The organism is Streptococcus sp. FSL W8-0197 (assembly GCF_037963785.1).
GTDB classification, from domain to species: domain Bacteria; phylum Bacillota; class Bacilli; order Lactobacillales; family Streptococcaceae; genus Streptococcus; species Streptococcus oralis_CQ.
Window position 1 is genome coordinate 1,782,574 of the sequence record NZ_CP150168.1, and the last position, 16,380, is coordinate 1,798,953.

Here is a 16,380-nt window from a genome sequence, read left to right on the forward strand (position 1 = left end):
ATGACAAATGTCATAAAAAAAGAACCGATTTCTCGGTTCTTAAAAATGATTAGTCTGATTCATCGTTTCGTTTCTTTTTACCTAGCAATCCAAGTGTCATGACACCTGCTAGGGCGGTTAGAATTCCTAGATTTTTCAAACCATCTTCTTGACTTCCTGTATTTGGAAGTTGATTTTTTTCTACAGAGATGTTTTGAGTCAATTGATCTGGTTTTGAATCAGCTACTGAAAGTTCTTTTTTATCAGACGGCTTCACTTGCTCTGGAAGTTCTACTACTGTTGGAGTATAGAATCCTGAAAGGTTATTTCCATTGCGATCTTTACGGATCACTTTCACACCTTTTGCTTGTCCTACAAAGTCTGCCTCAGGGGTAAAGGTGACGGTGCCATCTGGTGAGATTACATAAGTTCCTTCACCTGGAACGACTTTTTCAGTTGTTCCATCTTCAAAGGTTGGCGGAACTGTCAGATCGACATCACCTGTAAAGTTTGGTTTACCAGTCTGAGTTTGACCTTTAAGACCTTCTGATGTCGCATCACTCACTTGTGTTTGTCCAAGGACAGTTGGTGTGTAGCGAGCAGTAACTACATTTCCATACATATCCAAACGTTTCACAACCAATCCTTTGGCTCTACCAACAAAGTCTGGTTCTGGAGTAAAGGTAATCTTACCATCTTTATCAATTGTATAGCTTCCTTCACCCGGAACAACCATAGTCGCGCTACCATCCTCAAAGGTTGGTGGTACAGTCGGATTGATATGTCCTTCAAACGTTGGTGTTGCGACTTGTGGTCGACCTTTTGCTCCTGTAGAAGCTGTGTCATGACCAGTAGATGGATCTACAACTGTTGGGCGATAGCTTGCTGTAACTGGAGTACCGTTCTTATCCTTGCGGACAATCGTTACGCCTGTTCCTTTTCCTACAAAATTAGCTTCTGGAGTGAAGGTGACAGTTCCGTCTGGTGAGATTACATAAGTTCCTTCACCTGGAATCACTTTTTCAGTTGATCCATCTTCAAAGGTTGCTGCCACTGTTTCATCGATTGGAACCAGTGGATCACCACCTTGGAAGATTGGGGTGCCTGTTTGTGGAACACCCTTAATGTTAACTGAAGAAGTATCTTTACCAGTTGGTGTTACTTTCGTAAACTCTGGGCTGTAAGTCGCAGTAACTGGGGTGCCATTCTTATCTACGCGTTTGACTGTGACTGGATCTGGGTTTCCAACAAACTGTTTATCTGGAGTGAAAGTTACAGTTCCGTCTGGTGCAATCGTGTAAGTTCCTTGACCTTGAATAGATTTCTCTTTGCTGCCATCTGCGAAGGTTGGCTCGACTGTTTCATCGATTGGAACCAGTGGATCACCACCTTGGAAGCTTGGAGTTCCTGTTTGTGGAACACCCTGAGGGCCTGTGCTGGTTGCGTTCGTTCCTGTAGGGGTTACTTCTTTCACTACTGCTTGGTACTTGACTGTAACAGGAGTGCCGTTGGCATCCACACGAGTCAATTCAAGTTCTGGTGTTTCACCCTTGAACTGTTTGTCTGGAGTGAAGGTTACCTTACCGTCTGCGTCCACTTCGAACTTACCAACATTTGGCACTTCTTTCACAGTTGTACCATTGTCAAATAGTGGAGTTGAATCAGCTGGGAATGGAACAGAATCATGACCTGGGGTGAAGCTGACTTTACCTTCTTGGACCTGACCTTGAAGGCCTTCTGTCTTATCACCTGTACCAGTCGGTGTTACTTTCGTAAACTCTGGGCTGTAAGTCGCAGTAACCGGAGTGCCATTCTTATCCACACGCTTCACTGTAACTGGATCTGGTTTGCCGACAAACTGCTTGTCTGGAGTGAAGGTTACAGTTCCATCTGGTGCAATCGTGTAGGTTCCTTGTCCTGGAATCACTTTTTCCTTGCTTCCATCTTCGAAGGTTGGCTCTACTGTTTCATCAATTGGAACCAGTGGATCACCACCAGCAAACGTTGGAGTCCCGGTTTGTGGAAGACCTTGAGGACCTGAGCTGGTTGCACCAGTTCCAGTTGGAGTCACCTTAGTAAACTCTGGACTGTAAGTCGCAGTAACTGGAGTGCCATTCTTATCCACACGCTTCACTGTAACTGGATCTGGTTTGCCGACAAACTGTTTATCTGGAGTGAAAGTTACAGTTCCGTCTGGTGCAATCGTGTAAGTTCCTTGACCTGGAATAGATTTCTCTTTGCTGCCATCTGCGAAGGTTGGCTCGACTGTTTCATCAATTGGAACCAGTGGATCACCACCTTGGAAGGTTGGAGTTCCTGTTTGTGGAACACCCTGAGGGCCTGTGCTGGTTGCGTTAGTTCCTGTAGGAGTGACTTCTTTCACTACTGCTTGGTACTTAACAGTAACAGGAGTTCCATTGGCATCCACACGAGTCAATTCAAGCTCTGGTGTTTCACCCTTGAACTGCTTATCTGGGGTGAAGGTCACTTTGCCGTCTGCGTCCACTTCGAACTTACCAACATTTGGCAATTCTTTCACAGCTGTTCCATTGTCAAATAGTGGAGTCGAATCAGCTGGGAATGGAACTGAGTCATGGCCTGGAGTGAAGGTCACTTTACCTTCTTGGACCTGACCTTGCAGACCCTTCGTCTTATCTCCCGTACCAGTTGGAGTCACCTTAGTAAACTCTGGACTGTAAGTCGCAGTAACTGGAGTGCCGTTCTTATCCACACGTTTGACTGTGACTGGATCTGGGTTTCCGACAAACTGTTTGTCCGGAGTGAAGGTCACTGTGCCATCTGGGGCAATCGTGTAGGTTCCTTGACCTGGAATGGATTTTTCTTTGCTTCCATCTGCGAAGGTTGGCTCTACTGTTTCATCGATTGGAACCAATGGATTACCTTCTGTGAAGGTTGGGGTACCTGTTTGTGGAACACCTTGAGGGCCTGTGCTTGTTGCGTTAGTGCTGGTTGGAACTACTTCTTTCACCACCGCTTGGTACTTAACGGTAACAGGAGTTCCGTTGGCATCCACACGAGTCAATTCAAGCTCTGGTGTTTCACCCTTGAACTGCTTATCTGGGGTGAAGGTCACTTTGCCGTCTGCGTCCACTTCGAACTTACCAACATTTGGCACTTCTTTCACAGTTGTACCATTGTCAAATAGTGGAGTCGAATCTGCTGGGAATGGAACCGAGTCATGACCTGGGGTGAAGGTCACTTTACCTTCTTGAACCTGACCTTGAAGCCCCTCTGTCTTATCTCCCGTACCAGTTGGAGTCACCTTAGTAAACTCTGGACTGTAAGTCGCAGTAACCGGAGTGCCATTCTTATCCACACGTTTCACTGTGATTGGATCTGGACTACCTACAAACTGCTTGTCTGGAGTGAAGGTTACAGTTCCATCTGGTGCAATCGTGTAAGTTCCTTGACCTGGAATAGTCTTCTCTTTGCCGCCATCTTCAAAAGTTGGCTCTACTGTTTCATCAATTGGAACCAGTGGATCGCCACCTTGGAAGCTTGGAGTGCCCATTTGTGGAACACCTTGAGGACCTGTGCTGGTTGCACCGGTTCCTGTAGGAGTCACCTTAGTAAATTCTGGACTATAAGTCGCAGTAACTGGAGTTCCGTTCTTATCCACACGTTTCACTGTGACTGGATCTGGTTTACCGACATACTGCTTGTCTGGAGTGAAGGTTACAGTTCCGTCTGACGCAATGGTGTAGGTTCCTTGACCTGGAATAGACTTCTCTTTGCTTCCATCTGCGAAGGTTGGCTCAACTGTTTCATCGATTGGAACCAGTGGATCACCACCTGCAAACGTTGGAGTGCCGGTTTGAGGAAGGCCTTGAGGACCTGTGCTGGTTGCGTTAGTGCTGGTTGGAGTGACTTTCTCAACAACTGGAGCATAAGTTGTTACAGCCGACTCTCCATTTTTATCCACCACTCCAACTTGAACTGGAGTTGCTGGACCATAGAATGTTTTTAATGGAGTAAAGACGATTGTCTTATTTACAAGATCTAATTCGTAAGTTCCCTGATTAGCAATGGTTAGCGAAGTTACCTTCTGCCCATTCTCATCATAAAGAAGGACACTACTTTGGACTAGTTCAACGGATTTCTTTGCTCCATTAATGGTTGTTGTCCCTTTTGTAAAGTGAACCTCGCTCTCGCTTGCTCTATCCTCATCAAACCGAATCGTTGCTAGCTGCTTCTGCCCTTGAATTCCCTTGGATTTCGCTGCGCTTGCTGAAGGGACAACTGGAAGTGGAACATAATACACCAACCTATCCCAAGAGAATTCTCTTACCAAATATTCATCGCTCTGATTTATCGCACTAAGCCAATATTGGTCAAGAGCCCTATCTCCCGACATTGTATTTGCGTCAATATCTTCCCCTGCATAATAGCCAGGAATTTCAGGCGAAACCACCTGAGACCAAGTTTGGTCTGCAGACCAGGCTGAGTAAGTCACACCTGCTGTCGTATCATTTGGTTTCATTTTTGCCAAAACCTGATCGATTCTCTTCGTTCGGGTAAACGAATGGGATTCTACATGTCTGGGAGGCAGGAGTGCTAAATCAGGATTTTTTGCTTTTCTGTAATACTTATAATTAATTACGCGAGTTCCACGGACAGTTTCAATTGTTTCTATAACCTTATGTCTAAACTGAAACTTGAATTGTTTTGGACTAGTCGAATCACCAAACACATGATCTGTAAAATCATTACCGATCAGTTCATAGCCCGCATCTTCTAATTCCTTAATTCGACGAGCAGGGTCATAAGAAATTGATCCGTTTGGTTTGCCTACAACTGTGTCTACCTGTCCTAGTTGCACTTCCTTAGACGGATTGTTTATATCCACAAAGGTAAAGCTTGCGGTTGACAGTTTGGTGGTCATTTGGATAGCAACATTATTGGACTCTGTATACTTGGAACTGCCATTTGCCATGGCCGAAGAAAGATAAGCCGTAGCACCTGGGGCAGTATCTTGCCCGATAAGTGCTCCATCGATAGGAAACTGAACCCTACTTCCAGCAGCAACCGGAGCAGTCGAATGCCAACGAACTGCACGAATCTCTGACCAATCCGATACCTGTTCCGCTGTGAGCCATTGTGAAGCATTAATTTCCGCAGCAGTGCCCGCAGTACGACTATATTGAACTTCCCAGCCTGAAGGTGGTGTTAGAGCTTTTGTCAAACTCACTGTAAATTCAGAGCCACGATTTCTGGATTCTAGCTGTTTATCACCTTTCATCGGCAAGGATGATAAAACATAAACGTCTGAAACAGGCTGTTTCGCTGCGTTTCTATAGGTCACTCCGAAATCAATCTCATCACCTGGATAATGTTCTTGAGTATTATAGGCAAAGTGTTGATCTGTCGCCCTTTTCACTTCAGAGTAGACACCACTCGCTTCAGACGCCTGTACGACCACATTGAAGTCATGAGATGTCGAATTTTTCGAAGTAACGGTAATACCATCCAATTCACCTAGATCATAACCATTTTGAGCTTGAACATCTGGAAGTTCTTCATCCCAGAAAGCAATTGCTTTATAGGTATAGGTCCCATTTGGAATTGTCTTGTTTTCCAACTTCAAAAGCGTTGGGGGCATAGAGGAATCTGGGGTTCCCTTCACTTGGGCATAGTAGAGAGTTTTCCCAGTATCTTTGTAATTATAATAGACCTTAAAATTAAGGTTTCCACTAAAGTTTAATTGTGGATCAGCCAAATAAGCCAGATGGTAAACTCCCGTTAAGTTTGCGAAGTTCTGGGTAGGTGTGTCTTTACCTGCAGTCCTTGTGATAAAATCTTCTTTAAAACCAGAAGCATCTGTGTGTCGATTGAAGACATCTGTCCGACGGCGTCCAACCATTGAAATTTGCTGGATAACACGCGTCAATTCGGCTGAAGCCGTTTGAGAGAAAGAAACAGTGTTACGAGTATTGTTAAAAGTGAAATCCGTTCTAGAATCCAACTTACTAATCGTCGAGTCTTTATAGAGACTTTCCCAATTATTAAAACGTGTTTTTGTCTGGAAAAAAAATGCCGAAGTATCATTTGTTGAGGACTTCCTCATCTTGATATTTTTAAACTTGTACTCCAGTTCCTTCACATCTTGCTCTTCCGTCAAACGTAGACTACGGGTGTTACTATTAAAAGTACCTAATAACTCACCTGTAGCTTTATTGTATACTTCTACGGATGCGTCCGGTGAAGAGAAAAATTCATTCCATTGACGCTCCTCAATCACGTTTACTTCTCGATAAGACTCTCGTGAATCCTGTATTTTATGGGTGACCGTATAGTCATTGATAGGATAATCTTTTTCAACCTCAGCAACTGATGAAAGTCGAACATTAGAACGGTATTCTGTTTCACCATAAGAACGAATCATCTCCGAGTCAGACTGATTATAGTGTCTAAATTCAAAGAGAGAAGACTCTGGTTGGTCTGTTTTTTGAACAAAGAGAGTATAGGGGAGAACAGCCGTATTTTGATAACTAGTCCCATCTGCTTTTGTATAGATACCCGTCACAGTTAGCTTTTGCGCTTTTCTATTGATATCTGCTACTTTGGCATTCTTTAACTTGAAAGAAATTGGAATGAGCTTATTTTTATTGTTATTGATATCTTGAAGCGGATTGTTAGCTCTGTTAATCGTCAGATGGTAACCCGTCGCATCGGCAGTCCATCCCAAAGCTTTGGCTTCATCTGTCAACTCATAACCTTCTTTTAGATCTATATTATAGGTATAAGATGTGACAGGATCAATGATATGCCCTCCGACATCACTAATCCCCATACCATTGATCATACGACCATCAAAGACACCATTTCCATAGTTGAAATAATCATTTCTTGCCGTATTATTCTTAGGATCTTTCGCACCGTTAAATAGATAGTAGGATACAACCGACGAATCATCGTCAACGATACCATCATTATTTCGATCGTATCCAATGACCTGATGGTTAGACATTGGTGTCAGACCACCTACCCCGTTTTCTAAGACTTTCCATGTGTGTTCAATACTTCCAAGTTCTTTGAGGACATTGCCAGTTTTATCATAGAGCTTAGCAGTTGCGGTCACCTTGTGGTCTGGTCCAATGGCTTGGACAGCACCTCCCCAGTTCTGAGTCAAAGGATCTATCTGAAAAGTATAGACGAAGTTATAGTTTGCTCCACCTCTCAGATTAACGGGTTCTATCTTTAAATCAAGGTCTCCATTCGTTTTTTCTTGGCTGAACTTTACACCACCAACTGGAGAAGGGGTCAATTTAATAGCTTTCCCATTTTGGAAATGAATTTTGATATACCCACCAGAATAGTCTGCTTCGTGTCCAGTAATACTAAAGGTCAAGGATTCACGGACACTATCTACCGCATGGATATCTTTGATTGGCGAATGAGCTTGAAATGCAGCATTGACTTCATCTAGCGATCTCTTGCGTCTAGAAGAAGTTTTTCCGCTAGATCCGCTTTCTTCCTTGCTTTTCTGCTCAGTTTGAGTTGATTCTAGAGATTGCTTTTTCCCCTCATCTAAAGAAGGTCGACTCGTTTCCTTCGTATTATCAACTTGTGAAACTGGTTGGCTCTGAGCGACTGGTTCAGATACTTCTGTTTTGGACGGTTCAGTTTTATCCTTCCGGTCCTTAATCGCTTCGTTCTGTGTTACCTCTTTTTGAGGTTCAGAAAGGACTTCCTGTCCATTCTCAGCACTTTTTTCCTTCTGTTGAATTTCCGCCTGCGTTTGTTGTTCCTTATTGTTGACTTGAGCTTCATCCGCTTGCACTGGAGAAGTAGCCATCACCATAAAGGTTCCTAGCAATACCGAACAGGTCCCAACACTTAACTTTCTAATCGAAAAGCGGGAAAAAGATTGATTAAAAAATTTTTTCTTCATCATTTCTCCTTTATATTCATACTTAACTCAATATAACAGCTTTATCATTATAACCTATCGTAATTAGAATTTCCAATAGAAGGTTTGTTTCAATATAAATTTATTGGTAGGTCAAATTGCATAGAAAAAGGAAGCTGTCAGTTCAGCTTCCTTCTGTTATTTTCATTCAAGTTTCACTCTTATTCCACACTGAAAAGATATGGGTAAACAGGTTGTTGACCTTGGTGGATTTCGACTTCAACATCTTCGAATTCTTCTGCGATTTCTTGGGCGATTTGGTTGGCCAATTCTTCACTTCCATCTTCACCGACATAGAAAGTCACGATTTCACTATCTTCGTCTAGCATGTGTTTCAAAGTTTCAGTCAAAGTTTGATGCATGTCCGGGTTTGACACGAGGATTTTCCCATCTACCATACCAAGATTGTCATTTTCATGAATTGCTAATCCATCGATAGTTGTATCACGAACGGCAGTTGTTACACTACCGCTGATGACATCACCAAGGGCTGCAGTCATGCGTTCTTTGTTTTCTTCGATTGATTTGCTTGGATCAAAGGCAAGAAGACTGGTCAATCCTTGAGGAATTGTACGTGCTTCTACCACAACAGCTGGTTGTTCAAGCACTTCAGCCGCAGACTGAGCTGCCATAAAGATATTTTTGTTGTTTGGCAAGAAGATAATGTTGCGAGCATTGACCTGTTCAACAGCCTTGATAAAGTCTTCTGTTGAAGGGTTCATCGTCTGACCACCTTCGATGACATAATCCACACCTTGGGCACGGAAGATATCTGCTAAACCTTGACCAGCTACTACTGCGATAAGGGCATACTCTTTTGTTTCAGCAGGCTTGTTTCCTTGACTTGCTTCTTTTTCAACTTGCGCCTCGTGTTGGTTACGCATGTTGTCCACTTTTACCTTGATCAAGCTACCATATTTGAGACCTTCTTGCATGACAAGACCTGGATCTTCTGTATGGACGTGAACTTTGACGATCTCATCATCGTTGACAACAAGGAGTGAGTCGCCTAAGTCATTCAAGTAGTTACGGAATTCATCGTAGTCAAAGTCCTTAGAATAAGTTGGACCTTGTTTGAGGGCTACCATGATCTCTGTACAGTAACCGAAGGTAATGTCTTCAGTTGCCACATGCCCTGCTACAGACTTGTGGTGCTCTGCATTGATCATTTCACTCATGTTGGCAGGAGTCGCTACAAAGTCTTCAGAAGCACTGTATTCACCAGTAAGAGCTGAAAGGAATCCTTCGTAGATGAAGACCAAACCTTGACCACCTGAGTCTACCACACCAACTTCCTTAAGGACTGGAAGCATTTCTGGTGTCTTAGCCAAAGCTGCTTTTGCACCTTCCAAGGCTGCACGCATGACCTCAACAGCATCATCTGTCTCCTCGGCTTTTTTCTTAGCCCCAATAGCCGCTCCACGAGAAACAGTCAAAATGGTCCCTTCAACTGGTTTCATAACCGCTTTATAAGCTACTTCGACACCGGATTGGAAGGCAAGAGCCAAGTCTTGACCTGTTAATTCATCTTTTTCCTTGATAGCCTGAGAGAAGCCACGGAAGAGTTGAGAAGTGATAACCCCTGAGTTCCCACGCGCACCCATCAAGAGACCTTTAGCAAGAATGCTCGCTACTTCTCCAACTGTAGAAGCAGGCTTGTCTGCTACTTCTTTGGCACCATTTTCAATGGTCATTCCCATGTTTGTCCCAGTATCTCCATCTGGAACTGGAAAGACGTTCAATGAATTGACATATTCTGCTTGCTTATTCAAACGAGTTGATGCAGCTTGCACCATCTCTTGGAATAAACTGGTAGTAATTTTTGACACGATTATTCTCCTACAACTTTGATATTTTGAATGTAGACATTCACAGTCTGAGCAGTAATTCCTAGTTGATTTTCTAAACTAAAACGAACACGCTCTTGAATGTTTTTTGACACTTCGCTTATCTTTACTCCGTAGCTCAATACGGTATAAACATCAACTGCAATGCTGCCATCTTCGGCTGCTTTTATAACAACACCCTTAGAATAATTTTCCTTACCAAGAAGGGCTTGGAAATTGTCTTTGAGGGCATTTTTACTAGCCATACCGACCACACCAAAAATCTCAGTTGCGGCACCACCTACTACGGTTGCAATCACTTCATCTGTCAGTTCGATTTGACCATCTTTTGTATTAATTTTTACAGTCATTTTTTTTACCTCAACTAGTTGATACTCTATTTTATCATATTTCAGCCCAAGTGTAAAAGCAGAATGCTGTATCGGCAGATATTTACTCTATTTTTCAAATGATTTTATCCTTAGAGCAAAAGAAAAAGACCTAAGCGGTCTTTTCATTTTTATTAAACGCGTTCAACTTTACCTGATTTCAAAGCACGAGCTGAAGCCCAAACTTTTTTAGGTTTACCATCGATAAGAACAGTAACTTTTTGAAGGTTTGGTTTTACGGCACGTTTTGTTTGGTTCATAGCGTGTGAACGGTTGTTTCCTGATACAGTCTTACGACCTGTAAAGTAACATACTTTAGCCATTGTGTTTTCCTCCTATTAGATCTAATATAGCGGATGTGCTAGCACCACATACCGTACTATGTTATCACACTTTCTCGAATTTATCAAGGGCCTAAACTATTTTTTTATTTAACGTAAACAACTCCAAGTTTACCAAAAGCGACTTCCCCGCGGATAATCAAGGTTTTGCTGGTTGGTGCTACAGGAGCATCTGCCTTAGCTGCACCAAAGGAGGTTTCTACTTTCAAATCGACACGCCAGTGTTGCGGAACATAGACGGTTGCATTCCCGAAGGCCACTTCAATATTTAAAGTCGCAAAATCACCTAGCATCTCTGCATTATCATAGTAGATTTTAGCATCCCCAAAAGCGACTTCCACTTGGTCATCTACGAGATCTTGATCCTGTTTATAGAAGGTCCCGCTACCAAAAGCGACTTCCTTATCCGTGACGACTGTTTTTTTCCCATTGTACCACCATTTTTTTTCATTCCAGAACTTACTTGAGTGAGTAAGATAACCGACACCTAGAACTGCTAAGATACTAGCCCAAAACAAAGACTGGTTTGGAATAGGAAAAATGTTATAAAAATGATTCGCAATCATTAAGGCTACTAGAGCGGTAAAAACTGCTGATGTTAGATGACGACGAAGCAAAGCTTCAACTGATTGGTAAGCAAAAAAAACAATACCTAGTAAAGGCCATATCTTGCCATCCAAAGAAGGAATTCCAAAATTCCCTTGCAGCAAGATCCAAGCTGCTAAAACCAATAAAACAATACCAAATGCTTTCTTTTTCATCTTTTTTACCTCATGTTTCTTAGATTTTCTTTTAGGAGGGATTGGTAATGCCGTGAGACATGAACCTCCTTGTGCGTCTGATAAAAGGAAATGGTCCCCGTTCCTGAAAAGGACTTGTCCACTGAGTAAATCTGACGGATGTTTGCGATCGTTGACTTGGAAACTCGACTAAAATAGCGAGGCAAGATAGACTCCAACTCATAAAGTTTGAGACGAACTTCATAGGCTTCCTTCTGGTTATGAGCGTAGATCTTGCTCCCTTCTGTTTCAAAGAAGAGAATTTCTGACAGGTCTAGATAATATTCACCTGTCCCCTTGTAAAAAGTCAACCTCGGAGCCTTTGACTCTTGCAAAAGTCGTTGCAAGTCTGCAATTTCATCTGTCAAAGTGGGGGTCTTGATGACAATTTCAGTCTCCTCTAAATTGCCGTCAATCTCAATTCGTAACTTCATCACATCTCCTTTCTGACTCTACTATATCAAAGCTAAGTTAGGAATACAAGGGCAAAAAAGCAAGTGGTCAATTTGAAGCCGTAAGTGGTTGTAGGACTAGCTTAACTTACATGTCAGAATAGGAAGAAAAGGAATCCCCACACCAGACCACAAGCATAGGCAACCAAGACATCCTTGGGATAATGAACACCCCCTAAAACCCTCACCAAGCCCAGCAAAGCTGAAAAGAGCAAGCATGCTAAGCCAACAGGTAGACTAGCATGCAGACAGGCCATGGAGATGATGGTTGCCGAAAAGACATGGCGACTAGGCATAGACTGTCCCGAGCTATCCTTGTCAAGCAGGGGACAGATATCCCAAGTTTCATAGGGTCGCGGGTGATTGATTTTCTTACGAAACAGTGATAACATCACAAAGCCTGTTGAAGGGATAAGCACATAAACCCCAACTTGCTGACCCAGTCCTAGTTTTAGATAAGTAGTGACTAGCAAGGCCAGGTATACCAGAGGCATAGCGACTGTCATCAAACGATTGAAACTGCGTAATAGAAATAAAAGGGTGGGATGGCTGGTGAGCCTGGAGCTGATATTTTGATACCATTCTTGATAATTTTTCATTAAATTTCTCATTCATTACCTTGTTTTTGTCTACAGGTGAGGCGCTTGTCTTCTAGTATAGTCCAGAAAAAGAAGGCCGTCAAGCCTTCTTTTGATTTATTCTTCTGCTTCGTCTTCTGTAAATTGACTATTATAGAGATCCGCATAGAAACCACCTTGAGCCATGAGTTCTTCATGATTGCCTTGTTCGATGATATTACCATCTTTCATGACAAGAATCAAGTCGGCATTACGGATAGTTGACAAGCGGTGGGCGATGACAAAGGAAGTTCTACCCTCCATCAAACGGTCCATGGCTTTTTGAATCAACTCCTCTGTACGTGTGTCGACTGAGGATGTTGCTTCATCCAAAATCAAGAGCGGTGCATCCTTAAGAAGTGCACGAGCAATGGTCAAGAGTTGTTTTTGCCCAACAGACAAGGTCACAGTGTCATCCAAAACAGTGTCGTAGCCATCTGGCAAAGTCATGATAAAGTGGTGGATTCCCACAGCCTTGCTGGCTTCCATCATTCGTTCATCACTGATGTCTGTCTGATTATAGATCAGGTTCTCTCGAATGGTTCCTTCAAAGAGCCAAGTGTCCTGCAAGACCATTGAAAAGGCATCGTGTACTTCTGAGCGCTTCATATCCTTGGTATCCACACCATCGATGCGGATACTTCCCTTATCTATCTCATAGAATTTCATCAAGAGGTTGACAATGGTAGTCTTCCCAGCTCCAGTTGGTCCAACGATTGCGACCTTTTGACCTGCATGAGCTGTCGCAGAAAAGTCATGGATAATGGTGCGCTCTGGTGTATAGCCAAAGGACACATGATCAAAGACTACTTCCCCTTTCATATGGGCCAATTGTCTTTCCTTATGAGATTCATCCTGCATCTCAGCTTCAGCTAGAAATTCTAATACACGAATCATGGCTGCACTCGCTTGTTGCAGGCTCGTAATCCCTTGGGCAATCTGTGACAGAGGTTGGGAGAAGGTCCGTACGTAAACCATAAAGGCTACGATAATCCCTATAGTGATATGCCCTTCTAACGCCAGCGCGGCCCCAACGATGATGACTAAGACATAACTAAAGTTCCCAACAAAGAACATGGCTGGCATCATGATACCAGAGATAAATTGAGATTTCCAGATACTGTCATGCAAGTCTTGGTTTAACCCTGCAAATCTCGCTTTGGAGGTGTCCACTGCGTTGTAGCTGGTCACTACATTATGGCCAGAGTACATCTCTTCCACATAACCATTGACGGCTGCTAGATTATTTTGTTGGGCTTTAAAATAACCCTGTGACTTGGCCATGATTACGGAAACCGCCGCAAAACCAACAAGCGTAGAGACCACTGTTACGAGAGCTAAAATCCAGTTCATCCCAAACATGATCACCAAGACAGCAATCAACAAGAAACTAGCTGAAAGAACTGTCCCTAGACTTTGGTTGAGAGATTGCGCTGCTGTATCCACATCATTGGTCACGCGCGAAAGGGTGTCTCCTTGTGAATGACGGTCAAAATAGCCAAGTGGCAAACGATTGATTTTTTCAGCGATAGCCGTCCGCAAGCGTTTTGAAAAATGTTGGATACTCGTTGAAAATATATAGGCCTGTGTATAATTAAGGATAGCTCCAAACACATATAGGACAACCAAAAATCCAGCAATGTTTGACACAGCTACCAAGTCGATTTCTGTAGCCAAGCCATCTGAAATCAAGTTAGTAATTTCTTTAATCTTAGTTGGACCATAAACGGTAATGATGCTTGAAATGACTGCAGCCACAACTGCTATTAGGAGAGGAAGTTGGAGGCCTGCCATATAAGGTTTGCACTGTTTCCAGACCGAAACTTTTTTATTTTCCATGTTCCAATTCCTCCTTCGATAGTTGTGAGTAGGCAATTTCTTGGTAGACTTCGTTGGTTGCAAGAAGTTCCTTGTGGGTGCCTTGTCCCACGACTTTACCTTGATCCAAAACTAAGATCAGGTCGGCGTCCATAATGGTAGAAATCCGTTGCGCTACGATGATCTTGGTCATGGATTTTGTTTTCTCGGCTAGCTCTTGGCGTAGGACACGATCTGTCTTGTAGTCCAAGGCTGAGAAGGAATCATCAAAGATGAGAATCTCTGGTTTACGAGCCAAGGCACGCGCAATGGCCAAACGCTGTCTTTGACCTCCTGAGAAGTTGGTTCCACCTTGGGCTACTTCTGATGCAAGACCTGCTTCCTTATCCTCGATAAAGTTCTTAGATTGAGCCAATTCCAAAGCTTGCCACATAGCAGGTTCGCTGAGAGGACTTTCTTTACTCTTACCAAAGTCGAGATTACCCTTAACATCTCCAGAAAAGAGCACAGCTTTTTGTGGGATATAGCCGACCTTATTACGCAAGTCTTCCAAGTTGTAATCTTGCACATCGACACCATCTACTAGGATTTGACCAGATGAGACATCATAAAAACGAGGTATTAGGTTGACTAGAGTAGATTTCCCAGATCCAGTTGATCCGATAAAGGCAACTGTTTGACCTGCTTCGGCTTTAAAAGTAACATGTTCCACAACTGCTTCTGAGTTTTGAGAGTATCGGAAGGTTACATCACGGAATTCCACTTGTCCTTGAACTGAAGAATCTGCAGCCTGTGCTTGACTCGGATTCTTAATAGAAGGATGCAAATCCAAAACTTGGTTGATACGTCCTGCAGAAACCAAGGTCCGAGGAAGAACGATAAAGAGTGCTCCCATGAGAAGGAAGCCCATCACGACCTGCATAGCATAGGACATGAAGACTACCATATCACTAAAGAGTGGCAGACGTTCTGTCAAACTTGCATCGTTGATGATATAGGCACCAATCCAGTAAATGGCTAAACTCAATCCACTGGAAATCGCCATCATGATCGGGTTCATAATGGCCATCAATCGATTGACAAAGAGATTGAGACGTGTTACCTCATCGTTAGCTGCTTCAAATTTCTTACCTTGGTAATCCTCGGCATTGTATGCGCGAACAACTCGAATCCCAGTCAAACTTTCACGAGTGATACTATTGAGTTTATCTGTCAATTTTTGGATGACAGATTGTTTAGGAAAAGCCAGAGTCATAAGAACGGTGGTCATCAAGACATTCACAATAACAGCCACAAGGACCGCCCAGAGCCAGTATTCCGATTTCCCAAGGATTTTTCCAATGGCCCAGATAGCCATAATTGGCCCACGAGTAACCACTTGCAAGCCCATGGTAAAGAGCATCTGTACCTGGGTAATATCATTGGTCGTCCGAGTCAAAAGACTTGGGATTGAAAAGCGCTTGATCTCTGTCTGCGAAAAATCTAAAACACGATGAAATACGTCTCTACGTAGATGGGTTGTATAGGATGCTGCAACGCGAGCGGCAAAGAAACCAACCATAACAGATGAAAAGAAAGCCAATAAAGACAAACCAATCATCTTCGCAGCTGGTGACCAGAGTGCATCCATCTGTGTCCCTGACGTTCCCAGTAATTCTGTAATTTGCGAAATGTAGGTCGGTACCTCTAACTCTAGATAGACCGAGAAACAAGTGAACAGAATCGTAAGGACGATCATTCCCCACTCTTTTCCTGTAATACGTTTAGCGAGTTTCTTCATTCTCTCCTCCTATCTTCTCAACATTTTCTTGCAATTGCCCGAGTACCTTTTCAAAGATTGCCAAGTCTGACTTTGAAACCCCCTCTAGCAGACTCTGATCGATCCGATCAAAAAAAGCTTTAACTTTTTGCATCTGCGAACGCGATTTCTCCGTCAGGCGAACAAATTTTGCCCGCTTATCGCTGGGGCTCGCCTCTAACTCGACCAAACCATTTTGTACCATGCGCTTGACTAGATTACTCGCCACAGATTTGGTAATATTGAGTTCCTGCTCGATATCCTTAATCAAGACCAGTTCCTCTTTTTGTTCACAATGATCTAAAAAACGCAGAACCTGCCCTTGCGGTCCACCCATAAATTCAATGCCACATCGCTTGGCTTCTTTCTGTACCATCAGATGAACCTGGTGCCCAAAACGTTTGAACATTAACATCGGCTTGTCCATGATTGCTCCTTTCTTACGATAAAT

The 16,380-nt window shown here is 43.1% G+C and carries 10 protein-coding genes; all 10 read right to left on the bottom strand.

The genetic code is table 11. The features are described 5' to 3' along the window. Positions 1-49: 49 nt before the first annotated feature. A complete protein-coding gene (locus tag NYE79_RS08740; RefSeq protein ID WP_339293691.1) occupies positions 50-7,894 on the bottom strand; it encodes a YSIRK-type signal peptide-containing protein in 7,845 nt (2,614 codons plus the stop codon). Positions 7,895-8,070: 176 nt separating this feature from the next. After that, positions 8,071-9,738: a DAK2 domain-containing protein gene (locus tag NYE79_RS08745; protein ID WP_216728571.1), complete on the bottom strand. Its 1,668-nt coding sequence runs from the start codon at positions 9,736-9,738 to the stop codon at positions 8,071-8,073. A 2-nt stretch (positions 9,739-9,740) separates the two neighbouring features. Continuing rightward, positions 9,741-10,106 (bottom strand): Asp23/Gls24 family envelope stress response protein, encoded by a 366-nt coding sequence (locus NYE79_RS08750; protein WP_000216434.1) that lies wholly within the window; start codon positions 10,104-10,106, stop codon positions 9,741-9,743. A 152-nt stretch (positions 10,107-10,258) separates the two neighbouring features. Beyond that, positions 10,259-10,447, bottom strand: coding sequence for a 50S ribosomal protein L28 (rpmB, locus tag NYE79_RS08755; RefSeq protein WP_001140948.1), 189 nt, complete (start codon positions 10,445-10,447; stop codon positions 10,259-10,261). A gap of 104 nt (positions 10,448-10,551) precedes the next feature. Beyond that, a complete protein-coding gene (locus NYE79_RS08760) occupies positions 10,552-11,226 on the bottom strand; it encodes a hypothetical protein (protein ID WP_216728584.1) in 675 nt (224 codons plus the stop codon). A gap of 5 nt (positions 11,227-11,231) precedes the next feature. Beyond that, complete coding sequence (locus NYE79_RS08765) at positions 11,232-11,678, bottom strand: LytTR family DNA-binding domain-containing protein (protein WP_000776591.1); 447 nt, start codon at positions 11,676-11,678, stop codon at positions 11,232-11,234. 113 nt (positions 11,679-11,791) lie between these two features. Continuing rightward, complete coding sequence (locus NYE79_RS08770) at positions 11,792-12,295, bottom strand: phosphatase PAP2 family protein (protein ID WP_125825649.1); 504 nt, start codon at positions 12,293-12,295, stop codon at positions 11,792-11,794. 96 nt (positions 12,296-12,391) lie between these two features. Then, positions 12,392-14,152: an ABC transporter transmembrane domain-containing protein gene (locus tag NYE79_RS08775; protein WP_216728585.1), complete on the bottom strand. Its 1,761-nt coding sequence runs from the start codon at positions 14,150-14,152 to the stop codon at positions 12,392-12,394. Then, on the bottom strand, positions 14,142-15,911 hold the full coding sequence (locus NYE79_RS08780) for an ATP-binding cassette domain-containing protein (protein ID WP_216728586.1): 1,770 nt from the start codon (positions 15,909-15,911) through the stop codon (positions 14,142-14,144). The genes NYE79_RS08775 and NYE79_RS08780 overlap by 11 nt, the downstream gene beginning before the upstream one ends. Then, a complete protein-coding gene (locus NYE79_RS08785) occupies positions 15,895-16,356 on the bottom strand; it encodes a MarR family winged helix-turn-helix transcriptional regulator (protein ID WP_000360526.1) in 462 nt (153 codons plus the stop codon). Before NYE79_RS08785 ends, NYE79_RS08780 begins: the two co-directional genes overlap by 17 nt. Positions 16,357-16,380: the final 24 nt, after the last annotated feature.